The sequence below is a fragment of the Pseudidiomarina donghaiensis genome (assembly GCF_900116895.1).
Classification (GTDB): domain Bacteria; phylum Pseudomonadota; class Gammaproteobacteria; order Enterobacterales; family Alteromonadaceae; genus Pseudidiomarina; species Pseudidiomarina donghaiensis.
Genome location: NZ_FPCF01000006.1, coordinates 15,133 through 41,535, shown reverse-complemented (window position 1 = coordinate 41,535; position 26,403 = coordinate 15,133). Strand labels below are relative to the sequence as shown.

Below are 26,403 nucleotides of genomic sequence, written 5' to 3'. Positions count from 1 at the left end.
GATGAAACCATTAGTTATTCTTGCTGTGCTGCTGACGTTCCTTGTGGGCGTCGGTTTGCACATTGACCCAAGCAAGGCGCAAGTTTATAAAAAGCGTAATGCAGACGGCTCGGTAACTTACTCAGATAAACCCATTCGTGGCGCTGAGCAGGTGGATGTTGAGCCGGCGCCGGTGACGGAGTTTGCCAAGCCGACAGGCCCTTTAGCTAATACACCAGCTGAGGCTGGCACTGCCCAGAACAACGCTGAGGCAAGCACAGAAGCAGTTGAGTTTGGGGTGAGTATAACAGCGCCTGATCACAACCAAGCCATTCGAGCAAACGACGGCCAGCTGCAAGTTAGCTGGCAGTCGCAGCCCTCGAAGTTGCCAGCAGGCTACAACTACGAGCTGGTAGTTGACGGTGTGACTGCATGGCGTGGTTTTAACAGCCAGCAAGTCACCTTGGCTGAAATTGAACGTGGCGAACGGCGCCTGTTTGTGCGTATTGTTGACGTCAATAATCAGCAAGTGGCGCGCTCAGATACTGTGGCGGTATTTGTGCTGCGCGCCAGCGTGGTGCAACCGAATGCAACCCAGTCTTGATCAACTATTAACAGCCGTCGTGCTGTTAGACGATCAGCTTCGCATTCGGTCTATGAACGCCGCCGCAGAAGCCATTTTAGATGGCAGTCTGCGGCGTTTTCAGTTACAGCCATTTTTCAGCTTATTTCATTTCAGCAGCCTTGACCCACTAGTTATTCAGCATGCGCTGCACGACGAACAGTCAGTGTCTGACAGCGACGTCACCTTAATTTTGCACGACGGCCAACGCATTACCATTGAGTTTATTGCGCAGCCGCTACGCCAAGCTGACGGTAGTTTGAGTATTTTGCTGGAGCTACGGCAAATAGACCAAATTCGTCGCATTAACCAAGAGAGCAACCAGCAACAGCAGCTGCATGCGGCGCAAAGCATGGTGCGTGGCTTAGCACATGAAATAAAAAACCCTTTGGGTGGTTTGCGCGGTGCAGCGCAGCTATTGGCATCTGAATTGGCAGACCCGTCCTTAAAACTGCCAGACCCGTCTTTAAAAGAATACACCGACTTAATCATTCACCAAGCGGACCGACTGAGTCTGTTAGTGGACCGCTTATTAGGCTCGCACGAACTGCCTAAGCGCCAGTTAGGCAACATACATGCGTTGCTAGAACATGTGATTGACGTAGCCCGCCTTGGCGTTGGTCCAAGCATTGACTGGGTGCGCGACTATGACCCTAGCCTGCCCGAGCTAAACATGGCCGCTGAGCAAATGGAGCAGGTTCTGCTTAATTTAGTCATGAACGCTTGCGACGCTCTGTTAGAAAGCCATACCAAGCAGCCACAGATAACGGTACGCACACGCATTGCGCTGCAGCAAACCATTCATGGCAAGCGCTATCGCCATTGCGCCATTGTCACAGTGCAAGATAACGGCCCCGGTATTCCTGACCATATACGCGATACTTTGTTTTACCCTATGGTTAGCGGCCGTGCTGGTGGTACCGGTTTAGGTCTTTCTATAGCGCAGAATTTAGTACACCAACATGGTGGCAAAATAGAGGTGCGCTCAGAGCCTGGTCATACAGAATTTAATGTTTATTTGCCGTATAGCGACACCATATGTCACACCCCAGGCCAAATTACCGAACGGAGTTTGTCATGAACGACACGGATATCAATGAGAACGGCCAGCCAGTAAGTGACATCTGGGTACTCGACGACGACAGCTCCATTCGCTGGGTGCTCGAGCGAGCACTGGCGCGGGCTAATTTGAATAGCCGTAGCTTCGCCGATGCACAAGCTATGTATGCCGAACTAAGCAAGCAGCAGCCCAAGGTACTCATGACCGACATTCGTATGCCAGGCGAAGATGGCTTGGCGGTACTGCGTAAGCTTAATCAAGAATTCCCGCACATTGCCGTTATTGTCATGACCGCGCATTCTGATCTCGACTCGGCTGTTAACGCGTTTCAAGGCGGGGCCTTTGAGTATTTAGCCAAGCCATTTGATATTGACGAAGTGGTGCACACGGCAAGCCGTGCACTGGCCCGCGAAACCCAAACAGCTAAGAGTGAAGCGACACAAACAGCAACCAATGTGCGCGAAATTATCGGCAACGCACCGGCGATGCAGGACGTGTTCCGGGCTATTGGTCGGCTATCGCATTCAAGCGTAACGGTATTGATTACCGGCGCCTCGGGTAGCGGCAAAGAACTCGTTGCGCGAGCCCTGCATCAGCATAGCCCACGTGTCAATAAACCATTTATTGCGTTGAACATGGCAGCCATTCCGGCTGACCTAGTGGAGTCTGAGCTGTTTGGCCATGAAAAAGGCGCCTTCACCGGCGCCACGCAAAAACGCCAAGGCCGTTTTGAACAAGCCCACGGTGGCACGCTATTTTTAGACGAAATTGGTGACATGCCCCTAGCGGTGCAAACGCGTTTGCTTAGAGTCTTAGCCGAAGGGCAGTTCTACCCAGTCGGGAGCTATCAACCGGTAACTGTTGATGTGCGCATTATTGCCGCCACCCACCAAAACCTTGAAAGCCGGGTGAAGCAAGGCGACTTTCGTGAAGACTTATTTCACCGCTTAAATGTTATTCGCTTGCAGCTACCAAGCCTAGCCGAGCGGCGCGAAGATATTCCGCAACTGGCACAGCATTTTTTGCAGACCGCAGCCACCGAACTTGGGGGGACACCCAAGCGGCTAACCCCTGCTGCAGAGCAGCGATTAGTGAATGCAGCGTGGCCAGGAAATGTAAGGCAACTTGAAAACACTTGCCGTTGGTTAACCGTCATGGCGCCAGGTCAAATTATCGATGTTGCTGATTTACCGAAAGATTTATCCCCAAACTATCAAAATTTAGCACAGGCAAATTCTGCCCAATGGTATACACTATTAAGCAATGAACTAAAACAACGTTGCGAAGCAGGGCATACCCACATCTTAGATGACCTATTGCCAAGCATAGAGCAACTTGCGCTTGAAACCGCATTGGCACACACCAACGGTCATAAGCAAAATGCTGCAGAGGTACTCGGTTGGGGGCGTAATACGTTAGCCCGCAAAATAACCGAGTTTGCTGGCAACCAGAGCAATAGCCAAAGCAACAACAAGAACAGCGAAGACTAGGCGCGTTGGTGCTGAGAATTTACGTGACGTATTCGGTGAAGTCGTCCACAGCTACATGCACCAGGTACATGCATCAGGTAAAAGTTCAGTAAACAGGGTTCATTGCGCGCTCAAATCTTTACATAATTAAGAACATGAATTCATCGCTGTTCCACAAAACGCAGGACAACAACATGACTAAGCTTCTACTTGTAGATGATGATGCAGAATTAAGCAGTATGTTAGAGCAAATTCTCACCAAAGAAGGCTACCAGCTAACCCTAGCCCCAGATGGTGAAACCGGCCTTCAGCGTGCGCTGAGCGGTTCTTATGATCTCATTTTGCTTGACGTTATGCTGCCAGGTATTGATGGCTTTCAGTTACTACAGCGCTTGCGCCAGCAGTTGCGTAGCACGCCAGTGCTCATGTTAACAGCGCGTGGCGATGACGATGACCGCGTACAAGGCCTAGAGCTTGGCGCAGATGACTACCTACCGAAACCGTTTAATCCGCGCGAACTTGTGGCCCGTGTGAAGGCCCTATTGCGCCGCACACCAAATACTTCAGTGCGCCCAGAGCCGTTGGAATTTGCCGGTTTTCATGTAAACCCATTGCAAAACGAAGTGCGTTGCGACGAGCAAACATTAGAACTCACCCCAACGGAATTCGACATTCTGCGTGCGTTGGTGCAAGGCAAAGGCCAAGTGGTCAGCAAAGATCAGCTATCGGTTGCCGCGCTAGGTCGCCAATTGGCGCCGTTCGATCGCAGCCTAGACGTGCACATTAGTAATATCCGTAAGAAAATTGAGCATAACCCTGAGCGTATTCAAACCGTTCGTGGTCGAGGTTATCGTTTACTTCAGCTTGCCTAAGGCGCAGAGCGTATGCGTTGGTACCATTCGCTAACCCTACGGTTATTACTGCTGTTCTGGGCACTGCTATTTGCAGTGGCCAGCAGCGGTTTCTTGTTAGCCATATGGTACTCGCAGCCAGAAACGCCAGAGCCACTATCGGCAGAAATTTCCAATAGCCTATCGCCCATACTCAGCGACCCTTCTATTTTTAGCTCGTTAACGCCTGGGCGTATTCTAGCTGGTAACTACCGGGTGGCCGCCGCGGTAACCCCCGAAGAAGGGCCCACTCGGTTACAGTTAGAGCCCAACTTAGCCAACACACATCGGCGCGAATTATTAAGCCTATTAGACACACAACAGCCTCAGCAGTTACGGCTACCGAACGGCATGCTGCTTGGGCCATTTGGCTTTGAAGCTCAGCGCATTTTACTCATTCGACCGTTAACCGAAGAAGAACGTGAGCAACAGCAAATCTCTGCCAAACAAGCTGAAGACGCCCAAACCTTGGTGCTATTGTTTGGCTCGTTACTTATTGCGGTACTGCTTGGTTTTTGGCTAGTGCGGCCATTGAAAAAGCTTATTGGCGCCACCCGTGAAATTGCTGCTGGCGCCGACAAATTACATTTAAAACGCCTGCCCAAGCGTAATGATGAACTCGGTGAATTGGCGCGGGCTCTCGAAACCGCCGCCCATGATTTAAAAGTATCGCGTGACGCCCAGCGCCGCTTATTAAGCGACGTGTCTCATGAATTGCGCTCACCGCTGGCACGCATGCAAGTGGCACTGATGCTTAGCCAAGACGACGACGCTGATGCCAACCCGCACCTAGTGCAAATGAGCCGCGATGTTGACCGTTTAGGCACTATTATTGAACGCATCTTGTCGTTGTCGCGGCTTGAAAATGGCCTAGTGAAGCTGCACCCAGAACCGGTGAATACGTACGAGTTGGCGCAAACGCTAGCGGCCGACCTAACCTACGTAGACGAGCAACAAGGCAAGCGGGTGTTGGTGTTAAAGGGCGAATGGCCGGTGACAGCAACCGACGACGAGCTGCTGCGTTTGGTTATCGAAAACTTAGTGCGCAATGCCTTGCAGTACACCGACGGCATTATTGAGCTAAGCTGCGTGCGACACGACAACGACAACTGCACCATTTTGGTGCGCGACCACGGTGACGGCGTACCCGAAGCGCAACTTGAGCAATTGTTTGAACCTTTTTATCGCGGCGACCCCTCACGCAATCATAAAGCTGGCGTTGGTTTAGGTATGGCTTTAAGCTTAAGGGCAGCGAATGTGTTAGGTGGCTCAGTAACGGCCCGCAACCACCCCGATGGTGGCCTTGAGGTGTCGATTAATTTGCCCATACAGCACCTTCAAGAAACCGAGCAGGAGCAGCAGGAGCCCGCGTAGATGTACGCCGACGATCATCCGCAATGGATTACGCTTTTTACTCGCCAAGTACAGCCGTTTTGGCAACAGCAAGTGACCATTCATCATTTACGACGTCCCGACGGCGTGCTCTTACATTGGTATTTGCACCAACCTAAGCAGCCAAAAGCCGTGGTGTTTATCTGCCCTGGGCGTATTGAAGCTGCGCTTAAGTATCAAGAGCTGGTGTGGCAACTGGCGCAAGAACAGTACGCCGTGGTGGTGGTTGATCATCGCGGCCAAGGGTTTTCAGACCGTTTGAGCAATAACCCCCATCACGGCCATATTGATCAGTTTCAAGACTTTGTCGATGACCTCGAAGCCGTGGTGCAACATGCGACACGTTTTGTCGCAGGGTTGCCCCAGTATTTGCTTGCCCACTCTATGGGGGGCGCGATAGCCGCGCTGTATTTAGCGCAACACCCTCATACTATTGAAAAAGCAGTGTTGTCATCGCCTATGCTGGGCATTCAAACCGGCAGCACGCCGCTTTGGTTGGCGAAAACCATTGCGGTAAGCGGGGCGCTGCTAAACCGGTTACTTAGCCCACGCAAGCCCTGGTATTTTATTGGCATGGAAGATTATCGTTATGTGCCATTTGACGAAAACGAGCTGACCCACAGTGAAGCGCGGTATCAGATGTTTCGTGATGCCTACGAAAGCAACCCTGACATACAGCTGGGTGGGCCCACATTCAATTGGATAGCGCAAGCTTTCGCAGCCATTCGCGCTGCGCATCAGCAGGCGGATAGAATTGCAGTGCCGGTGCTAATTTTGCAGTCAGGGGCAGACGCAGTCGTCGACAACAAAGGCCAGCTTGCGTTTTACCAAAAGCTAAGCAACGCACACAGCCACATTCAGCAAATAGACGGCGCGCGCCACGAGTTATTTATTGAGTCTGACCGCTATCGTCAGCCGGCTCTTGAGGCTCTATTAAACTGGTTTCAGCCTGAGTAACTTGTTGGTGAAGCTCAGCGGGTACCACCGAAAGCGGGTCCATATGAATAATCACTTCGGTTTGATCAAACAAGGCTTCAACCCGCTTTTCAGCTAAGTCAGCAATGTCGTGGGCTTGGCGCAAATTCAAAAAATCATCCAGCTCTATATGGCATTGCACAAAACGCGTCGGCCCTGCAGAACGAGTTTTTAAGCCATGTAGGCCGCGTACTCCAGGTACCGCCTTTATGGTGTCCACTATGTGCTGCTTTTCAGCGTCAGGTAGCTCGCGGTCCATTAACGACTGAAACGCGTTCCAACCAATGCGAATAGCGCCTTGCGCTAAAAATGCCGCAATCAAAATGGCAAATACGCTGTCCGCCCACAACCAGCCGTATGCACTTAAAATAAGAGCCGCAATAACTGCGCTGTTTAGCAGTAGGTCAGACGAGAAGTGCAACGCGTCGGCCGCAATGGCCTGCGACCCGGTTTTTTTCACGGCCACACGCTGCAGCACCACCAGCGCCAGAGTTAACGCAATTGCAAACAATGACACATACACGCCAATTTCGGCTTGCTGCACCGGTGTGCCTTGAATCCATTGTTGTACGCTATGCACAGCTAACAGCAACGCTGAGCCGGTAATTAAAGCTGACTGCACCATAGCAGCCATGGCTTCGGCCTTCCCGTGACCAAAGCGGTGCTCGTTGTCGGCCGGTTGAATAGCATAGCGTACCGCAAAGAAGGTAAATAAACTGGCTAAGCTATCGAGCATTGAGTCAGTTAATGACGCCAGCATACTAGCCGAATCAGTGACTAACCATGCGGTAACTTTTACCGCAATAAGAATAAGTGCCACCGTCACCGACGCGCGCGTTGCCAGTTTTACCCAAAAAGCATAATCACGTTGTTTTGCTTGCGTCATGGTTGGTGTTGCCCGCCTGAATAGTTGATAATAGCGCTTCACGTTCAAGCATTAGTTTATTGGTTAAGGAATTTAAAGCAATGTTTCATATTGCCTTGTTTAACCCAGTGATGGCTGCCAATACTGGCAATATTATTAGGCTGTGCGCCAACAATGGCTGCACCTTGCATTTAATTGAGCCGCTCGGTTTTGACCTAGAAGAAAAGAAACTGCGCCGTGCAGGCCTAGACTATCACGACCTTAGCCGCGTGGAGCGCTACCCCAATTTTGCTGCGTTTAAACAAGCCATGGGCCAGCGCACTGTTTATGCCATAACCACCAAAGGTACTCGCGGCTATACCGAAGCTAACTTTAAAGCTGACGACGTGTTGTTGTTTGGCTCCGAAACCAGTGGCTTAGCGCCTGACGTTATGGCGCAAATACAACCCTCTGAGCGGCTGCGTGTGCCCATGATGCCCAACAATCGATCGTTGAACTTATCGAACACGGTCGCGTTAGTTAGCTACGAAGCTTGGCGGCAGCATGGCTTTGCCGGCGGCAATTAATGCAGCGAATTAAGATTTAGGTGGCAAGTTTTTGGTGAAGTGCGAACGCTCTAACATAGCGTCACTAAAAATTTCTTTAATTTCACCACTTTTAACCAGTTGCCGCATACGGTAGTCAAACCAATCTCGCAGTTCACGCCCGCGTGGCGTATCGTGAAAAATAAGATGCACCGGTACCGCTTCGCGCAACTTGTATTGCACATATGGGGTGGTTATCCAGTCGGGCATGTTCTCCCGATAGTTTACCACCGCGCCCATACGGCCCATGTCGAGCATAGCAAAGCAGTCTAAGCTACTGTCGGCTTGGTAAAATATCATTTCACCTTTAAATAACGCGTGGTAGCCATAGCCTGCTACGTAGCAAACCGGCAGCTTTAGCTCGCCCTCTAGAAGCGCATCCATAGCGGCTTGGTCCATGGTGAAGGCGTACAGATCACGGTCATAGTCTAAGTGGGTAAGTGACTCAATGCCGTGAATAGAGGCTTGGTTTTTTACCCCCCCAACTAAGAAGTCAAAGCGCTGTTCGTTTAAACCCAGTACGGCACGTTGGTAACTATTCGTATTGAGCGTCAGGCTATCGGTTACCGGCTCAAAAATACGCTTCACCAACTGCCAGTAGCGGCCACTCCCGTCAACATGAGTTAGCGTACGCCAAAGCCCAGCCGTTGCTGAAATTTGGCTAAAATAAGGCGACACTTCGAAGGTCTTCGTGCGCTGAAAGTGAACCCCGTGACTGCGGTAAATTTCAGTAACGCGCCCACTATCATGCATGGCTTCTAATGTTTCAGTTAGCGGTTCAATTAAATGTGCGTGCTGCTGGTGTAAATAGTGGTAGCCAAACTGTTGGCGAATAGGCGTAATAATAAGGTGCGGTTCACTATAGTAGCCCAACTGACGCGCTTCAAAATCGTTCAGTAGCACCGCTTGCACCCGCTGATTACTGAACATCAAGTGCAGTTGACTAATATCTAAGGCTTGTACTGTTGGCTTACTAAAAGCGGCTTCTTCTAGCGCGTGCAAAACGGTTTGCATGCCGCTAATAAAGGCAGCGTTATCAATATCATCAAGCGTGCACAGGCCGCAGTTGCGCCTATCGGCCACCAACACGGTTTCAAAAGCAAACAACTCAAAAGGCACGCGCTGTAAATTGTTGTAGTGCGCTTCAAGGTCGGGTAGGCGGCCAAGCTCACCAGAAATACGGCCGTTATTGGCTTCAACCAAGCTGCGATTGCGTGGCATATCTACATATTGCAGCGAAATACCGAGTTCTTGATAAGCTTCTTCAAGAATTTCTATCACCGCATCGCCCACGGGGCCGGGGTCTGGCGCACGGAAAGTAAGGGTGCTTTGTTTCGCGAACACCGTGGGTTGCACTGCGATAAACAGCAGCCCAATCAACACCCAGCGATAGTCGCTAACACGAAGTCTATGACGCAACATTGCAACCTCAGTCCATAAAACCTTTTGCAGTATATCAGGTCAAATCGCTAATTGAAGTGAAACTTAAATTGACTCAAACCCCTATTGCCGTTAGGTTGAGCGCTTAAGTTGTAGGAGTAAATCATGAACAAATCGTTGTCTTTCATCTTAGCCTGTGTTGCTGTGTGGGCGGTTGCGAACACGACAACTGCACAAACTGCCGAACCGACAAGTAAACCAAACTATCAGTTGTTTCTAATGGGCGACGAAATGGCGCTGTGTTCAAGTATGGCATGGACGCACTGTAGCGATACTGACTGGTTAGACGGTACTCAAATGCGCACCGACCGCTATATCAATTTAACCGACAACTACGTCACGCCATTACTCGACGACGATTTGTGGCCGGTTCACCGTCGCAAAGCACGTGACGATGTAAAAATGGCGATTGAAATTTTGTATGAACGCATGCGCTCAGACGTGGTGCCAGAGCGTAGTTTTCAAGAAGAATTTACCCGTCGTGCCACGCGGCACTTATATGACAGCTTGTCTGAGCGCGAGTGGAATTTAATTGTTGACCACTTAGAAATGCCAGCGCCGCAGGGCAAAACCGATCAAGCCCGTATTAAGTTGACCAAAGTAGCCGCCAAACGCGATATTGTGCAGGCATTTTTGCAGCAAGCCGACTTGGTGCGTGGCGGCGATGATATGCCTCGTATTGCCATTGCTGCGGTGGGTGCTCGTGACCCATTAACCGCCGCGCAACCCTTCATGAGTGCTTTTGAAAGCCTTGGTGCACAGGTGCGCTGGTTACCTATTGATGCGGCAGTGAACGCTGCGCAACGTACCGGCAAATGTGCCGACTTAGACACCTTACGAGAACAAGAACTGGGTACTTGGAAGCGGGCGCGGGTATTTCCTGAATTACATAAACAGCAATTGGCATTTTGCCAAGACAAACTAGAAGGCCCGCGCATTGTCGACTGGGCTGACGCGGTATTTATGGTGGGCAATGACGCCAACCTAGTGCGCAAGGCCATGCTAGACCCAATGAGCCAGCCCACCGACTTAATGACCAGTATTTACTTAAAAATGCGCGCTAATAAGTTAGTGGTTGGCGCCACCAGTGACGCCATGAACGCCATGACTGCACGCTCTATGGTGGCCAGTGGCAGCAGTGCTGAAGCACTGCGTGCCGGGGTTATTGCCGGTGAAGCACCACCGTTTGGCTGCGAGAAAGACAACACCTGCCCGCGCAACATGAATTCAGAAAGTGCCACTTATCACCCGCTTGGCGGGGTTGGATTGTTTGCTTCAGCTAGCCTCGATGGCCAGTTTTCTGAGCTAGGGCGCCATGGCCGCTTGTTGCGTGTTGCCGCAACCACCAATACACCATTAGCGGTTGGCGTTGATACCCGCACTGCTTTAGCGATAAATGTACTAACGGGTGCATTTGAAGTGCTGGGCGAGCGAGGCGTGTTCTTTGGGCTTGGGGCGCAACAAACCGACAACGCCGTGGCTGCAACCTTCCATTATTTAGTGGCTGGCGCCAGTGGGCGTTTTAGTGACAACAACGTGGTCGACATGAAGTTAGCTAGCGGCGACGACGTCGTTCTTGAAGAGCCCACCACGCAGTTCTTGAATAACCGCGGCATGGTTGACTCACTGCGTTTGCTTTGCCAACAGCGCAACAGTTTTAACCTGCTGCAAAAAGACTTCCGTTTAATGGTGGTGGGTGACGAAGCCACCAAGCGCGTAAAAGCCGGCGGCGAATGTCAGGTCACCGATGCCCGCATTGGCATCACCTGGCAACCCGACACCTGGTAGCCCGGCGTTCTACGCCGGGTGGCGCAACGCGCCGTAAATCTCCGATACCATCAGCAATAACCATGACTTCGTCATGTCCCGGCGTAAAACGCCGGGCTACACCCCATACTGCGCCCGATACGCAGTCACTTTATCTAAGTACTGCGCAAAATCGGGCGAGTTCTGCAAATACTCAATCACGTCATTCAGCTTCACAATGCTAATCACGGTAGCGCCGTAGTCGCGCTCAACCTCTTGAATAGCACTTAACTCGCCCTTGCCTTTCTCTTGGCGATCTAACGCAATCAGCACACCAGCAAGCTCAGCACCGTTGGCCTGCACAATCTCCATCGACTCGCGAATTGCCGTGCCCGCCGTAATCACGTCGTCTACCAACATGACGCGGCCCTTCAGTGGCGAACCCACCAAGTTACCGCCTTCACCGTGGTCTTTCTTCTCTTTGCGGTTGAAACAATACGGCACGTCTTTTTGGTAAGTGTCATACAACGCAATGGCGGCTGCCGTAGCAATAGGAATCCCCTTATAGGCCGGGCCAAACAGCAGATCATAATTCACACCGCTGTCTTGCAACGCCGCCGCATAAAAACGACCAAGGCGCGCCAAGTCAGAGCCCTGATTAAACAAACCCGCGTTAAAAAAGTACGGGCTTGTGCGGCCCGATTTCAAGGTAAATTCACCAAATTTCAACACGCCACGTTCAATGGCAAATTCAATAAATTCTTTTTGATACTGTTTCATTTCCAGTCACCCGTAGCCCGGCGTTCTACGCCGAGTTCACCCGTAGCCCGGCGTTCCACGCCGGGTGGCGCAAAGCGCCGTTAATCTCAAACCATGCCCCAACACTCACCGGCTGCGCCGTCCCGGCGTAAAACGCCGGGTTACGCCAGAGCTTGCTTTTGCAAGTCCATCAGCTCGCGAATAGCATGCTTAGCCAAGTCCAACATGGCATTCATGTCTTCGCTAGAAAACGGTTCGCCCTCAGCAGTGCCTTGAACCTCAATAAATTTGCCCGCTTCGGTCATCACCACATTCATGTCGGTTTCGGCTTTTGAGTCTTCCGGGTAGTCTAAGTCAGCGACCGGGTTACCCTTGTACATGCCTACAGAAACCGCAGCCACCAAGCCCTTCAACGGGTTGGTTTTGACAATGCCTTCTTTACGCATCCAGTTCAGTGCATCCACCAACGCCACACAAGCGCCAGTTATAGAAGCCGTACGCGTGCCACCGTCAGCCTGCAACACGTCACAGTCAATAGTAATGGTGTTCTCGCCAAGCGCCGCCATGTCGACGCAAGCGCGCAACGAACGACCAATTAAACGCTGAATTTCTACCGTGCGGCCACCTTGCTTACCACGTGCCGCTTCACGGTCCATGCGCGAATGGGTTGAACGCGGCAACATACCGTATTCCGCCGTCACCCAGCCTTGGCCCTTGCCTTTCAAAAAGCGCGGCACGCTGCGATCAACACTCGCAGTACACAATACTTTAGTGTCGCCAAATTCAATCAGCACCGAACCTTCGGCATGGCGAGTAAAATTCCGGGTAATAGTTACCGGGCGAATTTGTTGGGCTGTACGACCACTTGGACGCATATTGAATTCCTCTGCTGCGCAAAATAATGGCGGCGATTATATCAGATATGGATGTGAAATTCCGTTGCGACCGCAATTGGCCGAACTGATTTCTGGTATTTCTCCATTTTCACTAAACCAAAGTTGGACATAGTCTTTAGTGAGCGAGAAAGATTACTCGGTGCCCGACCTGAAAGTTCAGCTAATTCTTTAAGCGATTGAGGGTTATTTTCAGCAATCATTTTCAGCAGCTCACGATTGTGATCTGATAGAACTTCCGCTAGCGACCGAATAGAAGGAAACCAAACTTTTGGTTCGTTTTCAGCTGGCTTCACCTCGCCTTTCGCAATAGCAATTAGTCGTGCACGAATTTCTTCTTGCGGTTTTACCCCAATGTGCAAAATAGCCATTAGTGAATCTCCTTCATGTATGCAACGGCTAGGGTAGTGGATAAATAACGGCACCATCCAAGTCCAACAGCGCTGCGATAGTATAATCTATATCCATTTAAATATCACCTGATGATAAGTGTTTTTGGCGAAGATTATTTGAGCACTTATGTGGCCGCTATGCGAACGTAATTAAACGTGCGAAATAGTCGTGCTGTACGAGATTGAGATCGGTGATAAACTAACGGCAGATAAAGCTTACAAGGAATACCAATGATTCAGTCAATGACCGGCTATGCACGCCACGAACTCAAAGCCGAATGGGGTACCGCCACGTGGGAAATGCGCTCGGTAAACCAACGTTTTCTAGAAACCTATTTTCGGTTGCCAGAGCAAATTCGCTCGTTAGAAAACAGCCTGCGTGATCGCTTACGCAAGCAGCTGCAGCGCGGCAAAGTAGAGTGCAATTTGCGCCTGCATATTGAGCAAAAAGCTGAAGGCGGTTTGAGTTTGAATGAAGAGCTAGCGCGCAGCGTTATTTCTTCGGCCAATTGGGTCGCCAACCAAAGCTCAAGCGCCCAGCTAAACCCATTAGACGTGCTACGTTGGCCAGGTGTGGTTGCCCAGCAAGAAGAAGACATGGACACCATTCAAGCCGACGTGTTAAGCGCTTTTGAAGCCTGTTTGAACGAGTTCATTGAAAACCGCGGCAGCGAAGGCAAAGCCCTCGAGCGCATGATTGAAGAACGCCTTGAAGGCATTTCGACCCAAGTTACTTTTGTTCGCGGCCGCATGCCAGAAGTACTGCAGTGGCAACGCGACAAGCTGCTAGGGCGCTTTGAAGAAGCCAAGGTTGAACTAGACCCAACTCGCCTTGAAGCCGAAATGGTGATGCTGGCGCAAAAAGTGGACGTTGCCGAAGAGCTTGACCGCCTGAACGCTCACGTTGTTGAAACCCGCAAAATTCTGCGCAAAGGTGGCGCTTGCGGCCGCCGTTTAGACTTTATGATGCAAGAATTTAACCGCGAAGCGAATACTCTGGGCTCGAAGTCTATTAACGCTGACATCACCGCCGCCGCAGTAGAGCTGAAAGTGTTGATTGAGCAGATGCGGGAGCAGATCCAGAACATCGAATAACCCGTGAACGTAGCCCGTCGTTCCACGACGGGTGGCGCTCCGCGCCGTTAATCCAGCCACACCCTCAATACTTACCGTTGAGGGTATACCCCATACCCTTCCAAAATTTTTGTGTTCAGTTGCAGCAAAAAAGTTACATCAATACGAGCTGCGTAAATGTTTTAGTAGTGAGCTTGTTTGTCAGCCTTGGTGCTGTTAGTCGGAACCATTACCTCGTGAGTAACGATGACTGCTCCAATAGTTCTAGCTGCAGCAATAAGCCAAGGATCAGCACCAGTGAGAAAGCGAGCTATCTCTCCTTGTGAATAAGCAGAATGCTGAGCAACTTGGTTTGCAATTTCAGTATAGGCTTGCTGAGTTTGAGTATTTTTAGAGTCGTGAAAGAAATGCTTATTAGTTATCGACCAGTTATGTAAGTCATCTGGGGTTGGTGTTTCTTTAGTTAATTCCGAATATACGTGGTCGATGCTGCGAATATCTGCCTTTTCATGCTTCTGAACAAGCCAGGTCCAGAATCCAGGGACTACGTTCATCCTGTAGTGGAAATTCTTTGCCTGTATAAATGAGTTAGCATCCAGCAAATAAATCAAAAACTAAGTTCCTTCTTTGCAAAATCCTTTAGCTTGCTTGGATGAACACCAATAAGGTGATGTGCATCTCTTAAAAGCATACGACCGCTCAAGGCCTCGCTTGCAACTGCGGTAGCAAGCTTCTTACTACAGCGCATATTGATTAACCGGTTGAAAGGCGGTCCACCTTCTTTATCTTTTAGCTTTTCTTTTTCGTTTTTAAATGCATCAAGAATTTTACCGTAGTGACCCCAGTACTGTTGTTCGCTGATGAACCTGTTCTCTAGAGCTCGGCGGGCAATAACCCACTGGCTGACGTGAAAATGGGACTCTAGCTGTGGAAGATTTACGCGCCAATCTTCATGTTGAACATCCCATAAACTTACGAATTCGTCGGTTGGTACGAGGAATTCAGCCGCCACGCGATTACAAAACTTCTCAATTCTATTTTCGTTTCGATGACTTAGGTCGGATACACCAGACTCATTAATAAGAAGGTGCACGAATTCATGCAGTAATGTAAAAATTTGTGCCTGAGGCGTATCCGTTGCATTTATGAAAATAACCGGAGCGTGATCATCAGCTATGGCAAAACCTCTAAATTCATCACGATCTAAACTTCGGTGGGTATTGTTTCCTACAACACTGTTGCGCATAACTAAGGCGCCAAGCACCTCGATGTTACTTATTAACTCGTTGAAGTAATCGTGAAACTGTCTGGGGCGTTGTGCAATAGAACCACCAAGCAAGTTTTTAATTGTAGCGGTGGCTAACTTAAAGTTGTCGACGGATACACATCCTATTCAGTTTAGTCTGGGTAGGTCTTGCTCACGACAGAAATCCTTATACCAAGCAAGGCGCTCAAAGGTACTTCGTATTGTATCTTTCAAATCCAAACTAAATTTACCAATCGGGTGATCACCGATCGTCCGAAGATCTGGAATGGGTAATTCCTCCTGCGGAGGCTCATGTAAAAACAAATACCCAAACGGAACGTAGGTTTTGTCGGCAAACTTTTGAGCTTGGCGGAAAGTCGGCTTGGAGTCGCCAGTCTCCCAAGCTTCGACTTGTTCTTGTTTTATTCTTAATTTTTCTGCCATTTTAGACACAGTAAACCCTGCCCGTTCGCGAGCCCATGCTAGGATGCTTGGATTTACTAGTGCTTCAACCATTTTTATACCTTGGATACTTTATTTTTTGAGCCGTTACGCAAATTGCATTAATCGCATTGTGGCGATATTATCACAGTGCTTCGTCTGTAGAGTCGAAGGTGTATCACAAGCTGTCAAGTAGCAATTGGAACCAGCAACAATAACTGGTGACCACATGCCTTGAGCAGCCGCACACAACGATTAGCTGAAACATGCCGATAGTTCCCTGTGACGCAATGATATTATACATCATATGTGACATATGAGTGGCCCGGCGCATAAGCGCTATGTATACGTAACAACTACGTTTGTTAAGCCCAAGACGGTACCAGATGGCCACAGTCTAAGCCGTCTTGGGTTTTGCAAAAGGACTTTTGCATGGCAACGGATGATTCTACCTGGTTTAAAAGACGAGGTTACCTCCACTTTGATGCGCCGATCGGTGCCGCTAAAGCAACTAAGCTAGTTAGAAATGCTAAGGCAGTCTCAAAACACGCTTTTTACCCGCTGCTTCGTTACGACGTCATCGCCAAAAAGCTGAAACGCAATTCAAATGGTAATTTAAAGTTAGAATCGAAAGTTCGTCATATTTCCTACGCTGCGCATGCAGACTCTCACATATATTCATATTACGCCTCGCTTTTAGCTGAAGCTTATGAGAGGAAGTTAGCAAGCTTGGGGCTATCAGAATGCGTTCTAGCATTCAGAAAGCTCGGTAAATCCAATATCGAATTTGCACGTGATGCCTTCACAGAGATCAGTAATATGGGCCGCTGCTCGGCGGTAGCAATCGATATTTCCAAATTCTTTGACACCTTAAACCATCAACACCTGAAAAGATCGTGGTGCGATGTAATTGGTACACGTAAGCTTCCCAACGACCATTACGCAGTGTTTAAATCGCTCACGAAATTTTCATTTTGTAACCGCGAAGCGATTTATAAAGCCTTTCAGATATCACCAAATAATCCGTGGAATGGGCGACAAAGGATCTGTAAACCCGCTGAATTTAGAAAGCAAGTTCGTGATTCTGGTTTAATTACGACTAACAAAGTTATTTTTGGAATACCTCAAGGTACGCCAATAAGTGCATTATTGTCGAATATCTACATGATCGACTTTGACCAGAAAATGCGCTCTTTAGCGAAAGAGTGCGGCGGCAGCTATCGTAGGTATTGTGACGATATGCTTTTTATCATTAAGCGTGGATGCGAAGCGCGTGTGGAGTTGCAAGCTGACTGTGAGCTTAAAAAGTTAGGCGTCGCAATAAATCCCAAGAAGACTGAAGTAAGACAGTTTTGGCGATATGGCGGGGTTCAAAAGGCCAACGCACCTCTTCAATATTTAGGGTTTACATTTGATGGGCAGAGAGTTTTGCTGCGCTCAGCAGCATTGGCAAAATTCTCGGGGCGAATGAATAAAGCGATTCGACTAGTATCAAGAACACTCGAAAGCCAATTAGACGAAGGTGAGGACGTTCGTCTCCGGAAAAAGAAGCTTTACGAGCGATACAGTCATCTCGGTAATCGTAACTTCGTTCGCTATGGGCTACGAGCTGCTAATAAAATGCAGTCAAAAGCCATAAGACGTCAGCTTAAGCCACTTTGGGGGAAGCTTAATAAGAAGATAGATGAATTCAACTGATTTCTGGACTTGGCTTCGTTCTAACGGTTTGAGGAGTTTTTGCTAGACATTGCGATTAATTAAACCCGAGTAACTTATGACACTTGGTCGCGGGTAGTGTATTTTACATCAAAGTTTGGTTTAACATGTTCAGTAGATGGCTGAGCTCTATATTCCTCGAAGGGGAAATGCCAGATATTGAAGTCGGCATTTGGATAAGTATCGTGATGTAACTGCTCCCAACCTAAGGATTGGGCAATTTTTCTTATAGCAACTAATTTGCCCGCATGAATTTCAGCTTTGCCTTGGGTCAGCCACAGGTTATGGGACGCATTAACTGCACCGGTGAGTAAGTCGGCCACTTGAATCAGTAATTCGGCCTTAGAATCGCATTTGGTAACGGAATTGATCCGTCCCAACCCTTTCAACTGATGGTTGGCTATTATCTCAACAACCTCATGTCTTTTGTTGTATGCATCCGATTTATCATCAATTTTTGCTTTGATTTCTGAATTCAAGCGGCGAGCACAAAAATCCATTAACATGGTATAGGACTTATAAAAGGCTTCTTCTTCATTTCGTTGCCAATTTCTGTAGTGTTCTTTCCACGTAACTTTGCAGATGAATGATGCAGGGGACGACATTATTAAGCGAACTACGTCTATCATAAAGTTAATTACTGCGTAGCTTCTTTTAACGCGTGACCATTTGAGCTCTCGATCTGTTGGTAAATTATGCCTTTCTATTAGCGTGATAATCTCGACTTCGAACTCCTTAAGGTACTGACATGGAACAAGCAGACAGCCAATTGTGTAACATTTATCTGCGCTTGAAATTCCGCTTTCGTCGGCAAAGAGAGAGTATTCCATACGGTTTTATCACCTTAATACCGTTGTAGCAAAATGGGAGCTTTAGCTCCCATTGATTACACTTTTAGATCCGTTGTCTAAGGTGTGTATTCAGTTTCGTGGCAGCGCGGACATGGCGGCAATGTATCGTCGTGATCATCAAGCGTTACGCTTTCGCCGCAGTTGTCGCAAGTGTAAGTGCCTTTACCAGGTTGTTCGCCAGTAGTAGACATGGTTGCTATCCTTATTAGACAAGCCCTAACAAAGCTACATCTGTCACTGACTAGGGAAGTCAGTAAAAAGCTAGATGACTTAGAAATTATCGAAAAGATAAGGCCTGGTCAAATTTTGAACGCTTTAATGTGCGTGCATTTAGGTTCGGCGGTTGGTGAGTAACGCGGTGAGCTTTATTCAATAAGCATGACAAATGGCCGGCAACTTATTAATTTTCAATAAAATTAAATATCGCTCAACAAGCAGATCTAGAACATCGAATAACCTGTCACCCCCAGCGGCGGGTTGCCCAAACAATGCCTGCGGTGCCGACAACGCTGGGAAGTATCCAGGCGGCTAACTGCCAGTCGCCTAAAACGCTAAGCCAATGGCGGGCGCCGAAGGCTAAAAATGCGGTGTAGGCGGCTATGCCAGAGCCGATAATGGCGCCAATATGCTCGGTTAACCAAACCTTGCGGGGTGGATTCTTCCTGAATGCAAAATGGCCCATGCTAGCGCCAATAAACACTCCTAGTCCGCCGAATACACAGTGCAGAATAAGCGTTGAGCTAGAGCTCGCTGCAACAATAAGCAGGGCAATGCCGCCGCCTACTAGTGTCGCCGGCATCCATAAAAAATCAAAGCGCCGAAACACCGAGGTGTCGGTTTTATGCTTAAGCACCAGCATGGCATGGCGTACGCTTACAAAAGTTAGAGCCGACAAAAATAGCAGCAAGCTATAAAACTGATAAACCGCAGTAAGCGAAGCGTTTGGCTTCAAGTAGCCCGGGTTCACTAACACCATAACCGACATAGCAATGCCAGAAACGGCCACAATGTACATAAGCCACACGTAAATTTTGCCGTAGCGAAGGTGGGTAGGGCCGCCTTTGCGCGCTAGAATGGGTATCCAAAATAGTATCAACGCCAATGCACCTAGTACCACGTGCAGGTCTAACAAGGTTTCGTGAATAAGTAGCATAGCCGCCTCCAGCAAACATAAATCCATTCTAGTTAATTTTTAGCCGTCAGCAATGCTAATCCACCGACACAAATGTGCGCACCCACATATCGGCAGTCACGGTTATGTGCTCCAGTGCAGCAGCCCGCGCGCGGCCTTCGCTGCTAGCGCGGTACAGGTGCGGCGTCATGGTGAGCAAGTGCTGAATATGCTCGCGTTCGGTAATTTCTAAAGCAAAGGTTAAACGCTGCTCGTCGGCCAGTTGCCAAGTGTCGGCCGGCACCGGCAGTTGTTCGGGCTTACTGTTCACTTGCGGATAAATAATTTGCTTGAGTTCGAGCAGGTGCTCACTGGCCGGGTCGACCATAATTAAACGGCCACCGGGTTTCAGCACGCGCTTAAATTCAGCCGAAACCGGAAATCCGAATAAACACAGCAGCGTGTCCACACTGTCTGTTGGTAGTGGAATTTGGCTGTTTGAGGCCACCAACCAAGTCACTCGCGGCTCTTGTGTGGAAGCCGACAGTGTGGCAGCAGCTTGTTTTGCAGCAGACAGCACCGCCCATTTAGAAATATCTAAGCCAACGCAGTTCAACGACTGCTGGCGCAAATCGGCCTGGGCCAAGAGTTCGCGCAGGTAATAGCCCTCACCACACCCCGCATCAAGCAGCGTTTGCGGCTTACCGTTTAGCACTACCTGAGCGATTTTGTCGGCCAATGGCTGATAATACTTGGCACGCAAAAACTCAGCGCGAGCTTGCACCATGGCTTTGCTGTCGCCGGGGTCTTTTGAACGTTTGTTCTGTACCGGCAACAAATTAACGTAGCCTTGCTTCGCCACATCAAAGCTGTGGCCGTTGTCGCAGCGCCATGACCGATGAGAATTATCACAAAGTAGTGGTTGCGCGCAGATAGGGCAGTTAAGAGTAAACATTTCGATAGCTCAAGTTGCTTGGCTAGCCATAAGATAATTGCATCATGGCTCGTTAATGTAATGGTTTGCAGTATTGCACACATCTTGCAGTAGCTGGTAGTAACCGGCTTTATGTTACCCATTAAGTTTATAAAAATAGAGGGTGAGTTTATTACCAATATTCGCAGCCGGCCTATTGGCGAAACCATTGTGAAGTCTATTCATTATGGCCAGGGCTACGGCATACATCGGCCCGCGCCGCTATAGGGGGCCTCCAAAAGGCATACGCGTCCACATTGCGACGGCTGATTGTGAACCCTCATGTAAGTATTATGAGAAATGTCGTAATTGAAATTGCGTCTATGACTTTCGCGATGCAGCGAACCCAGTGCTAAACTGTTAGCTAAAGAATTTTGCAAAAAGTTATAAGGAATCAAGATAATGAAAATACAAGATCTCACGGTTTCTGAGCGAATCAACCTTGCTGAAGCGCTTTGGGACAGTGTGGTTGCGGAGAATGTCGATCTCGCTATCACACCAAACCAAATTACGGAGCTAACCCAACGTCGCGAGGCATATAAACTTGATAAAAATGCTGGTTCTGCTTGGGAGGACGTAAAAAGTCGAATTTTAACTCAAGCTGAATAGCCTTGTTCACGCTTATAATTCAGCCTGAGGCTGAGTACGATATTCAACAGCATTTTATGTTGTATGAGCGATTGGTTCCGGGGCTGGGGCGTGACTTTCTGTCATGTGTTGAGGAGGCTCTTGAGCGAATTCGTTGCTTTCCACTTATATATAAATTAGCCCACGATGATTTTCGTCTAGCCTCTATACGTCGGTTTCCTTACAGAATTCTTTATTTTATTGATGGTGACCGCACAATCGTCACAGCTGTGTTTCATGTCCGTAACGATCCTGATGCTTGGGTTTCGCATTCGAACAACCAAGTAAACAGTAAAGAGCCTGCCATATATGCTTTTAAATAGATTCTTCGAACACAACAAGTTTCAACATAAGGGGAAACCATGTGCGGAAGACTTAACGTAGTTAGTGACCCGTTATGCCAGTTGGTAACCGAGCAGCTGGGCTTTAAGTTTGCCACGCCAACCAATCACGATCTGCGGCCAACGCAAATGGTGGCTACAATTACCACGCCGATAAACCACAATGGCTTGCACCAGCTAAACACGCTATGGGGTATTCAGCCGGAATGGTCTAAGCGCATCATCATCAATGCCCAAGCCGAAGGCGTGGTAACCAAGCCGACGTTTAAGCGCGCATTCAAAGAGTTTCGGTGTGTGGTGCCGTGCAGCGGTTGGTATGAATGGCAGCAAGAAGAGGGGCAACCCCGAAAAACTAAATACCTATTTGCTGAAGCGCATAATCAGCCACTTTACATGGCCGGCATTTACTTTCCGCACCGAGTGCATCAAGCACAGCTAGTTACCCTAACCACCGCCCCCACCGCGCAGTGCGTTCAATACCATCACCGCATGCCGCTGCTTATTCGCCCCAGCGAAGTAGAGTTTTGGCTAAATAGCGAAGCCGACGCGCTGGCGCCGCTACTGCAGGCCCCGCAAGATATTGATTTAGTTATTTCTGCTTAGCCCGCGATCCACTTGTTACTCAGTCGCAACAACCAGGCTGGCGTTAGCTTGCTAGCAAACACCATGAGTTTGGTTTGCAGGCCCACCGCCCAATGCACGCGGTTGCCGCGATAGTGCGCCATGCGCCACACGGTCAGCGCAATATCGGCCGGTGTTAGGCGTACGCCTAAGCGGCGAATGCTACTGGCGTTCATGTTAGTAACCAGGTTGGTTTGCACAAACAGGGGCATCACATCCATCACTTGAATACCGGCATTTTCCCACTCTAGGCTTAAAGCTTCAGTCAGCCCGCGTACGGCAAACTTGCTGGTTGAATAGGCCGCCAACGAAGGCTGGCCATAAATGGCGCTGGCCGAACTCATGTTGATTACCCGCGAGCCTTTAGCCAAATACGGCCGCGCCAAATAGCAGCCGGCTAACACGCCCTGCACATTTATCTGAATGAGCCGTTGCTGGGCCTCCAAGCTTTGTTCGGCCAAGGGCCCGGAAACCAGAATGCCAGCATTGTTAAACAGCACCGTCAGGCTGCCGCCCGTGTGCTCGGTAAATTCAGCCATAGTCGCTTGCCAGCTATCGTTATTCGTCACATCTAGCTGGCCAGTTATCAATAACTCGCCACAACCCATAGCCGCGGCTGCGTTAGCCAAGCTCTCTAAACCTTGGGCATCTATATCAAAAGCACCAACCCGCCAGCCGCCAGCTAAAAACCGTAGCGCGGTGGCTTTGCCAATACCGGCGGCCGCGCCGGTGATGAAAATAGAGGGTTGGTGCATCAAGGTAGTTCCAGTTGGTTAGGTCAGCTTTAATGTACCACCATTAAATTCACCAACGTAAGTCATGATGCAGTTCAATCGTAATACATACAGTTAATTGCGCACTCGAGCATAAAAAGTAGGCTATTCTCATTTATTGATTAGAAAATACAAAGTGTAGTAATGTGTACCATAGTTTTTGGTCGATGGCCTGTTACGCGAGGTGATGTATGACTGACAATAGATTAACGAGCTTGGCTGAAATGGCCCAGCGATTTCATAACAATGGAATACTAGACAAGATAACGATGCGCAAAATAGATGCGCTGGCAATGAGCGCTAAACAAGACGAAATGACGCCAGAGAAAATAAAGCACATCCGGGAAAAAGAGCGGATCAGCCAAGCTGTTCTGGCAACAGTGCTTAATATGAGCAGTGAGAGTGTCCAAAAGTGGGAACAAGGTAAATCCAAACCGCAGGGGGCGGCACTTCGTTTATTACACGTGATTGATAAAAAGGGCATTGAAGTGCTTATATAGCCACCAAAGTGCATAAAAGTTGCACAATGAGCCGATTACTTCTATTATTTGGCTCATGTGATGAGCCGAATAAGTTGAGTATTCGGCGCATTGGCTTTAACACGAGAAATCGACCGAGATGCACGTACAACAATGGCTATGGCAACACCCAGAATGGACCAACTTTAAGTGGCAAAACACGGCGCTGCAGCCGCTGCTGCGCCGCGCGTATGACTGTCTTGGCCAGCTTAAAGGGCGCATGGCTGCGGTTGAAGGCTATGAAGAGTTTACGCTTGACGCCTTGCTAACCAATATTGTTGCGTCTTCGGCAATAGAAAGCGAAAAGGTTGATGTCTATAGTGTGCGTTCATCACTTGCACGACAACTTGGTATAGATGATCAAAACCCAGTGCGGGTATCTGAGCAAAGCGAAGGTTTGGCAAGTTTAATGCGCGATGCGGTAACCGAGTGGCAGCGGCCTTTGTCCATGCAAACCTTGTTGCAATGGCATCAGTGGTTGTTTCAAGGGCAAGACTCGCTACTGCAAAAAGTAAAGCCGGGTATGCTGCGCGGCAATGCCCCCATGCAAATTATTTCAGGGCCCATACACAAGCCCAAAATACACTTTGAAGCCCCACCACGCGCAGCACTAAACAGCGAGTTAGAGCACTTTATTAATTGGTTTAATAATACCGCCACCAGCACAAATGACCCTTTGCTTCGCGCCGGCATAGCGCATCTTTGGTTTGTGACCATTCACCCGTTTGAAGACGGCAACGGCCGTATTGTTCGAGCCTTAACCGACCGCGCTCTAGCCCAGGCCGACCAAAATAGTGTTCGCTTATTTGCTATGTCTGAGGCCATTCTTGCGCACCGAAATGCTTACTACGAGGTGCTTGAGCGCACGCAAAAGGGCGGCGTTGACATTACCGACTGGCTCGTCTGGTTCGTACAAACACTAATTCTTGCAGTGCAAGGGGCAATGACGAAAATTGATAAAACTCTATTTAAAACCCAATTTTGGGGCAAGCATGCCGACAAAGCATTATTAGAGCCCCAGCGCAAAGTGCTGAACCGTATGCTAGACGGAGACTTTGAACAAGGCATTAACGCCACGCAGTACTTGCGCGTTGCCAAAGTGAGTAAAGCAACGGCAACACGGCACTTAAGTGAATTAGTTAACCAAGGTCTGCTCGAAAAGCTTCCTGGTGGTGGGCGTAGCACTCGGTATGCACTGGTACCGAGCTGATCAGTAGCGCAACTGGTACTTGGAACAAATCAAAAAGAGGGAACCCATGAAACGAGCACTGTTTGTCATTCTTTTAGGCCTAGCCACGCCAATATCGCACGCGCTTGACCAAGTTAGCCCATGCGCCACCGCTGACGCCTGCATTGCGCTGATACCTGAAAAAGACGTGCCCAGTTATAGCAACGGCGAAGCCGATGAAGCCGTTAAAGCCCAACTGCGTGCCTTTGGCCGCGACGCCCTAGAGCCATTAGCCAAGCTTTCTGCGCACCCCAACAGTAACAAACGCCAACTGGCTGACACCCTTATTGCCGACATAAAAGACATACGCCAAAGCGACTTTGAGCTAGTGCGCCAGGTTATTCAAAACAACGTAAAATTAGATGGCAGTGGCGGCTGGGCATACCGGTTGCTAGGCCGTATGGGCGGCGACCAAGCCGCTGCATTTCTAGTCAGCGAGCTGTTACGCGAAGGAAAAGGCGGCAACCAAATTGTGTTTGCGCTGGTAACCATTGGCCAACCCGCCATACCGCACCTGCTTAACGCCATAGCCTGTAAGAAAAACTGCAATCCAGAAAGTTACGCGGGCTTTCAAGAAGTGTTTGATGACCTTCATCAGCTTGAAATTTCGGATCAACCAAGCGCGCTTGCGCTTCTTGCATTGGCAAAAAACAACGCCATTCACCCCGACATGCGCAAGCTAGCATTGGGGTGGGTAGGCTACATAACCGCCGAAAGCGCACCCGTTGAAGCCGAACTTATTCGTATGGTTAAAGCGAACCCAGAGTTAAGTGAGCACGTACTAACCTCGTTGAAAGTACTGAAAAGCGCGTACGCCGCTGACTTGTTAGTGGCCAAACTAGCCCAAGGCGAGGGCTTATACCGCGAGTGGATACTGCGTGACATTGGCCACCTTGGCCATACAGCGAAGCACGTGGGCGCTGACGTTGAATATTACTTAAATGCAGAAGACTGGGACACCCGTGCGAGTGCAGCGCGCACGCTCGGCTTTATTGGCTACCAAAAGGCCGCGCCACGGCTGCAAACCATGCTGCGCAACGACCAAGACTGGCTGCAAGTACATGCCGCCATACAAGCCCTGCATTGGTTGCAGCACAAACCTGCACTTGATGACCTAAACCACGTCGCGACAAGTCATTGGTACCCCATAGTGCGCAAATTTGCAGCCACCACAGCCAAGCGCCTAGCCGCCGACAAACCGCCTTTGCAGAAAGACGCCGAGCCGTATTACACCCATCGCGCAAAAAATTGCAGCGCTGAGCAATTTGCCATAGTGGCAGAGCCTGAACAGGTAAAAATTTACGACCGCGAGTTTAAAGGCCTAAGCCAATTTACCTACAAGCACCCTTGGTGCGCTGACAACGAGGCCGGCAAAGCCGATGAATACTTGGCAGAGTTTTGCGCCACGCCCAAGAGCACGGTGCAGCCAAATGTAGCAGCCAAAGTAGGCGACAGCTGGTTAACCGGCACCAACAACGGCGAGTGGGGCGGCGAAATGATGGCGTTTTACAAAGACGGCGCGCACGAACTAATTCTTAACGAAAACATTGAAGACATATACAGCTACGGCTCTACCGCCTATGCCACCACGGGGCTGGCGCATTTAAGCATGAACAACGGCATGCTGTACCGCGCCACCGAAATCGCCAAAGGCTTCGCCGTAGAGCCCATTTACCGCCTGCCCGGCGCGCCCATGACCTCATGGAAGATAACCCCCCAGGAAATTTTGATTAACACGTATTCCGGGCCGGTGATTTTTAATCCGGCCACTGGGTTGCGCACGCCGGATGGGTGTGAAAGCGGCTACAGATAACAAC

Annotated in this window: 30 protein-coding genes; 17 read left to right on the top strand and 13 right to left on the bottom strand. The window is 49.4% G+C overall.

The window, feature by feature from the left end; translation table 11 throughout:
* Position 1: 1 nt before the first annotated feature.
* From BM334_RS10065 to BM334_RS10040, 6 genes are all read left to right on the top strand, one after another.
* A complete protein-coding gene (locus BM334_RS10065; protein WP_092841351.1) occupies positions 2–583 on the top strand; it encodes a DUF4124 domain-containing protein in 582 nt (193 codons plus the stop codon).
* Positions 567–1,682, top strand: a complete 1,116-nt coding sequence (gene glnL, locus BM334_RS10060) for a nitrogen regulation protein NR(II) (RefSeq protein WP_092841349.1) — start codon at positions 567–569, stop codon at positions 1,680–1,682. The genes BM334_RS10065 and glnL overlap by 17 nt, the downstream gene beginning before the upstream one ends.
* Positions 1,679–3,151 (top strand): nitrogen regulation protein NR(I), encoded by a 1,473-nt coding sequence (ntrC, locus tag BM334_RS10055; RefSeq protein WP_092841346.1) that lies wholly within the window; start codon positions 1,679–1,681, stop codon positions 3,149–3,151. The genes glnL and ntrC overlap by 4 nt, the downstream gene beginning before the upstream one ends.
* Positions 3,152–3,324: 173 nt before the next feature.
* Positions 3,325–4,002, top strand: a complete 678-nt coding sequence (locus tag BM334_RS10050) for a response regulator transcription factor (RefSeq protein WP_055439023.1) — start codon at positions 3,325–3,327, stop codon at positions 4,000–4,002.
* A gap of 12 nt (positions 4,003–4,014) precedes the next feature.
* On the top strand, positions 4,015–5,394 hold the full coding sequence (locus BM334_RS10045) for a sensor histidine kinase (RefSeq protein WP_092841344.1): 1,380 nt from the start codon (positions 4,015–4,017) through the stop codon (positions 5,392–5,394).
* Positions 5,395–6,369: an alpha/beta fold hydrolase gene (locus tag BM334_RS10040; protein WP_092841343.1), complete on the top strand. Its 975-nt coding sequence runs from the start codon at positions 5,395–5,397 to the stop codon at positions 6,367–6,369. It abuts the gene before it with no gap.
* Here the strand turns inward: BM334_RS10040 and fieF are convergent.
* On the bottom strand, positions 6,302–7,273 hold the full coding sequence (gene fieF / locus BM334_RS10035) for a cation efflux pump FieF (protein WP_092841342.1): 972 nt from the start codon (positions 7,271–7,273) through the stop codon (positions 6,302–6,304). The genes BM334_RS10040 and fieF overlap by 68 nt on opposite strands.
* Positions 7,274–7,353: 80 nt before the next feature.
* On the opposite strand from fieF, the gene BM334_RS10030 reads away from it, so the two are divergent.
* Positions 7,354–7,818, top strand: a complete 465-nt coding sequence (locus tag BM334_RS10030) for a tRNA (cytidine(34)-2'-O)-methyltransferase (protein ID WP_092841341.1) — start codon at positions 7,354–7,356, stop codon at positions 7,816–7,818.
* Positions 7,819–7,827: 9 nt separating this feature from the next.
* Here the strand turns inward: BM334_RS10030 and BM334_RS10025 are convergent, their stop codons facing one another.
* On the bottom strand, positions 7,828–9,258 hold the full coding sequence (locus BM334_RS10025; protein ID WP_092841340.1) for a transporter substrate-binding domain-containing protein: 1,431 nt from the start codon (positions 9,256–9,258) through the stop codon (positions 7,828–7,830).
* 123 nt (positions 9,259–9,381) lie between these two features.
* On the opposite strand from BM334_RS10025, the gene BM334_RS10020 reads away from it, so the two are divergent.
* Positions 9,382–11,064, top strand: coding sequence for a type 1 glutamine amidotransferase family protein (locus BM334_RS10020; protein ID WP_092841338.1), 1,683 nt, complete (start codon positions 9,382–9,384; stop codon positions 11,062–11,064).
* Between the two features lie 96 nt (positions 11,065–11,160).
* Here BM334_RS10020 and pyrE read toward each other — a convergent pair whose 3' ends face one another.
* From pyrE to BM334_RS10005, 3 genes are all read right to left on the bottom strand, one after another.
* A complete protein-coding gene (gene pyrE, locus BM334_RS10015; RefSeq protein ID WP_092841336.1) occupies positions 11,161–11,802 on the bottom strand; it encodes an orotate phosphoribosyltransferase in 642 nt (213 codons plus the stop codon).
* A gap of 140 nt (positions 11,803–11,942) precedes the next feature.
* A complete protein-coding gene (rph, locus tag BM334_RS10010; RefSeq protein WP_055439016.1) occupies positions 11,943–12,656 on the bottom strand; it encodes a ribonuclease PH in 714 nt (237 codons plus the stop codon).
* 41 nt (positions 12,657–12,697) lie between these two features.
* Positions 12,698–13,045 (bottom strand): HVO_A0114 family putative DNA-binding protein, encoded by a 348-nt coding sequence (locus BM334_RS10005; protein WP_092841334.1) that lies wholly within the window; start codon positions 13,043–13,045, stop codon positions 12,698–12,700.
* Positions 13,046–13,297: 252 nt separating this feature from the next.
* Between BM334_RS10005 and BM334_RS10000 the strand changes: the two genes are divergently transcribed.
* Positions 13,298–14,161 carry a YicC/YloC family endoribonuclease gene (locus BM334_RS10000; RefSeq protein ID WP_092841332.1) on the top strand — a complete coding sequence of 288 codons (864 nt, stop codon included), beginning with the start codon at positions 13,298–13,300 and terminating at the stop codon, positions 14,159–14,161.
* Between the two features lie 161 nt (positions 14,162–14,322).
* Here the strand turns inward: BM334_RS10000 and BM334_RS09995 are convergent, their stop codons facing one another.
* The 3 genes from BM334_RS09995 to BM334_RS12735 all read right to left on the bottom strand — a co-directional run bounded on the left by BM334_RS09995 (position 14,323) and on the right by BM334_RS12735 (position 15,902).
* Positions 14,323–14,751, bottom strand: coding sequence for a DUF4411 family protein (locus tag BM334_RS09995; RefSeq protein WP_092841330.1), 429 nt, complete (start codon positions 14,749–14,751; stop codon positions 14,323–14,325).
* Complete coding sequence (locus BM334_RS12740; protein WP_256209437.1) at positions 14,748–15,404, bottom strand: ImmA/IrrE family metallo-endopeptidase; 657 nt, start codon at positions 15,402–15,404, stop codon at positions 14,748–14,750. Before BM334_RS12740 ends, BM334_RS09995 begins: the two co-directional genes overlap by 4 nt.
* Positions 15,405–15,533: 129 nt before the next feature.
* On the bottom strand, positions 15,534–15,902 hold the full coding sequence (locus BM334_RS12735) for a helix-turn-helix domain-containing protein (RefSeq protein WP_198677350.1): 369 nt from the start codon (positions 15,900–15,902) through the stop codon (positions 15,534–15,536).
* A gap of 357 nt (positions 15,903–16,259) precedes the next feature.
* Between BM334_RS12735 and drt2 the strand changes: the two genes are divergently transcribed.
* The gene (drt2, locus tag BM334_RS09985; protein ID WP_092841328.1) at positions 16,260–17,525 is read left to right on the top strand and encodes an antiviral reverse transcriptase Drt2; all 1,266 of its coding nucleotides are present in this window, start codon (positions 16,260–16,262) and stop codon (positions 17,523–17,525) included.
* A 74-nt stretch (positions 17,526–17,599) separates the two neighbouring features.
* Here the strand turns inward: drt2 and BM334_RS09980 are convergent, their stop codons facing one another.
* From BM334_RS09980 to BM334_RS09965, 4 genes are all read right to left on the bottom strand, one after another.
* Positions 17,600–18,373, bottom strand: a complete 774-nt coding sequence (locus BM334_RS09980; RefSeq protein ID WP_092841326.1) for a DUF3800 domain-containing protein — start codon at positions 18,371–18,373, stop codon at positions 17,600–17,602.
* A gap of 77 nt (positions 18,374–18,450) precedes the next feature.
* A complete protein-coding gene (locus BM334_RS09975; RefSeq protein WP_008488091.1) occupies positions 18,451–18,585 on the bottom strand; it encodes a zinc ribbon-containing protein in 135 nt (44 codons plus the stop codon).
* 269 nt (positions 18,586–18,854) lie between these two features.
* Positions 18,855–19,547: a DUF2306 domain-containing protein gene (locus tag BM334_RS09970; protein WP_092841324.1), complete on the bottom strand. Its 693-nt coding sequence runs from the start codon at positions 19,545–19,547 to the stop codon at positions 18,855–18,857.
* Positions 19,548–19,602: 55 nt separating this feature from the next.
* Positions 19,603–20,460 (bottom strand): putative RNA methyltransferase, encoded by an 858-nt coding sequence (locus tag BM334_RS09965; RefSeq protein WP_092841322.1) that lies wholly within the window; start codon positions 20,458–20,460, stop codon positions 19,603–19,605.
* Between the two features lie 111 nt (positions 20,461–20,571).
* Here BM334_RS09965 and BM334_RS12855 point away from each other — a divergent pair, with 111 nt between their 5' ends.
* The 4 genes from BM334_RS12855 (at position 20,572) to BM334_RS09950 (ending at position 22,049) form a co-directional block, all read left to right on the top strand.
* On the top strand, positions 20,572–20,706 hold the full coding sequence (locus BM334_RS12855) for a hypothetical protein (RefSeq protein WP_256209436.1): 135 nt from the start codon (positions 20,572–20,574) through the stop codon (positions 20,704–20,706).
* Between the two features lie 174 nt (positions 20,707–20,880).
* Positions 20,881–21,087 carry an addiction module protein gene (locus BM334_RS09960; RefSeq protein WP_092841320.1) on the top strand — a complete coding sequence of 69 codons (207 nt, stop codon included), beginning with the start codon at positions 20,881–20,883 and terminating at the stop codon, positions 21,085–21,087.
* A 2-nt stretch (positions 21,088–21,089) separates the two neighbouring features.
* Positions 21,090–21,428 carry a type II toxin-antitoxin system RelE/ParE family toxin gene (locus BM334_RS12970; RefSeq protein WP_092841318.1) on the top strand — a complete coding sequence of 113 codons (339 nt, stop codon included), beginning with the start codon at positions 21,090–21,092 and terminating at the stop codon, positions 21,426–21,428.
* Positions 21,429–21,467: 39 nt separating this feature from the next.
* Positions 21,468–22,049: an SOS response-associated peptidase gene (locus BM334_RS09950; protein WP_092841316.1), complete on the top strand. Its 582-nt coding sequence runs from the start codon at positions 21,468–21,470 to the stop codon at positions 22,047–22,049.
* Here the strand turns inward: BM334_RS09950 and BM334_RS09945 are convergent.
* A complete protein-coding gene (locus tag BM334_RS09945) occupies positions 22,046–22,822 on the bottom strand; it encodes an SDR family oxidoreductase (protein ID WP_092841313.1) in 777 nt (258 codons plus the stop codon). The genes BM334_RS09950 and BM334_RS09945 overlap by 4 nt on opposite strands.
* A 209-nt stretch (positions 22,823–23,031) precedes the next feature.
* On the opposite strand from BM334_RS09945, the gene BM334_RS09940 reads away from it, so the two are divergent.
* From BM334_RS09940 to BM334_RS09930, 3 genes are all read left to right on the top strand, one after another.
* Complete coding sequence (locus tag BM334_RS09940; protein ID WP_092841311.1) at positions 23,032–23,340, top strand: helix-turn-helix domain-containing protein; 309 nt, start codon at positions 23,032–23,034, stop codon at positions 23,338–23,340.
* A gap of 118 nt (positions 23,341–23,458) precedes the next feature.
* A complete protein-coding gene (locus tag BM334_RS09935) occupies positions 23,459–24,568 on the top strand; it encodes a Fic family protein (RefSeq protein WP_092841309.1) in 1,110 nt (369 codons plus the stop codon).
* Between the two features lie 46 nt (positions 24,569–24,614).
* Positions 24,615–26,399 (top strand): HEAT repeat domain-containing protein, encoded by a 1,785-nt coding sequence (locus tag BM334_RS09930; RefSeq protein ID WP_092841307.1) that lies wholly within the window; start codon positions 24,615–24,617, stop codon positions 26,397–26,399.
* Positions 26,400–26,403 lie beyond the last annotated feature (4 nt).

Bases quoted from the DNA above. Each gene is read 5' to 3' on its own strand.
- BM334_RS09935 (WP_092841309.1), top strand. From the start codon at position 23,459: ATGCACGTACAACAATGGCTATGGCAACACCCAGAATGGACCAACTTT.
- fieF (WP_092841342.1), bottom strand. From the start codon at position 7,273: ATGACGCAAGCAAAACAACGTGATTATGCTTTTTGGGTAAAACTGGCA.
- BM334_RS10050 (WP_055439023.1), top strand. From the start codon at position 3,325: ATGACTAAGCTTCTACTTGTAGATGATGATGCAGAATTAAGCAGTATG.
- BM334_RS10040 (WP_092841343.1), top strand. From the start codon at position 5,395: ATGTACGCCGACGATCATCCGCAATGGATTACGCTTTTTACTCGCCAA.
- BM334_RS09940 (WP_092841311.1), top strand. From the start codon at position 23,032: ATGACTGACAATAGATTAACGAGCTTGGCTGAAATGGCCCAGCGATTT.
- BM334_RS09950 (WP_092841316.1), top strand. From the start codon at position 21,468: ATGTGCGGAAGACTTAACGTAGTTAGTGACCCGTTATGCCAGTTGGTA.
- BM334_RS09980 (WP_092841326.1), bottom strand. From the start codon at position 18,373: ATGGAATACTCTCTCTTTGCCGACGAAAGCGGAATTTCAAGCGCAGAT.
- BM334_RS09930 (WP_092841307.1), top strand. From the start codon at position 24,615: ATGAAACGAGCACTGTTTGTCATTCTTTTAGGCCTAGCCACGCCAATA.
- BM334_RS10030 (WP_092841341.1), top strand. From the start codon at position 7,354: ATGTTTCATATTGCCTTGTTTAACCCAGTGATGGCTGCCAATACTGGC.
- rph (WP_055439016.1), bottom strand. From the start codon at position 12,656: ATGCGTCCAAGTGGTCGTACAGCCCAACAAATTCGCCCGGTAACTATT.
- BM334_RS09945 (WP_092841313.1), bottom strand. From the start codon at position 22,822: ATGCACCAACCCTCTATTTTCATCACCGGCGCGGCCGCCGGTATTGGC.
- BM334_RS10000 (WP_092841332.1), top strand. From the start codon at position 13,298: ATGATTCAGTCAATGACCGGCTATGCACGCCACGAACTCAAAGCCGAA.
- BM334_RS10065 (WP_092841351.1), top strand. From the start codon at position 2: ATGAAACCATTAGTTATTCTTGCTGTGCTGCTGACGTTCCTTGTGGGC.
- BM334_RS10025 (WP_092841340.1), bottom strand. From the start codon at position 9,258: ATGTTGCGTCATAGACTTCGTGTTAGCGACTATCGCTGGGTGTTGATT.
- BM334_RS10005 (WP_092841334.1), bottom strand. From the start codon at position 13,045: ATGGCTATTTTGCACATTGGGGTAAAACCGCAAGAAGAAATTCGTGCA.
- BM334_RS09965 (WP_092841322.1), bottom strand. From the start codon at position 20,460: ATGTTTACTCTTAACTGCCCTATCTGCGCGCAACCACTACTTTGTGAT.
- BM334_RS10045 (WP_092841344.1), top strand. From the start codon at position 4,015: ATGCGTTGGTACCATTCGCTAACCCTACGGTTATTACTGCTGTTCTGG.
- pyrE (WP_092841336.1), bottom strand. From the start codon at position 11,802: ATGAAACAGTATCAAAAAGAATTTATTGAATTTGCCATTGAACGTGGC.
- ntrC (WP_092841346.1), top strand. From the start codon at position 1,679: ATGAACGACACGGATATCAATGAGAACGGCCAGCCAGTAAGTGACATC.
- BM334_RS12735 (WP_198677350.1), bottom strand. From the start codon at position 15,902: ATGGTTGAAGCACTAGTAAATCCAAGCATCCTAGCATGGGCTCGCGAA.
- BM334_RS12855 (WP_256209436.1), top strand. From the start codon at position 20,572: ATGTTACCCATTAAGTTTATAAAAATAGAGGGTGAGTTTATTACCAAT.
- drt2 (WP_092841328.1), top strand. From the start codon at position 16,260: ATGGCAACGGATGATTCTACCTGGTTTAAAAGACGAGGTTACCTCCAC.
- BM334_RS09970 (WP_092841324.1), bottom strand. From the start codon at position 19,547: ATGCTACTTATTCACGAAACCTTGTTAGACCTGCACGTGGTACTAGGT.
- glnL (WP_092841349.1), top strand. From the start codon at position 567: ATGCAACCCAGTCTTGATCAACTATTAACAGCCGTCGTGCTGTTAGAC.
- BM334_RS10020 (WP_092841338.1), top strand. From the start codon at position 9,382: ATGAACAAATCGTTGTCTTTCATCTTAGCCTGTGTTGCTGTGTGGGCG.
- BM334_RS09975 (WP_008488091.1), bottom strand. From the start codon at position 18,585: ATGTCTACTACTGGCGAACAACCTGGTAAAGGCACTTACACTTGCGAC.
- BM334_RS09960 (WP_092841320.1), top strand. From the start codon at position 20,881: ATGAAAATACAAGATCTCACGGTTTCTGAGCGAATCAACCTTGCTGAA.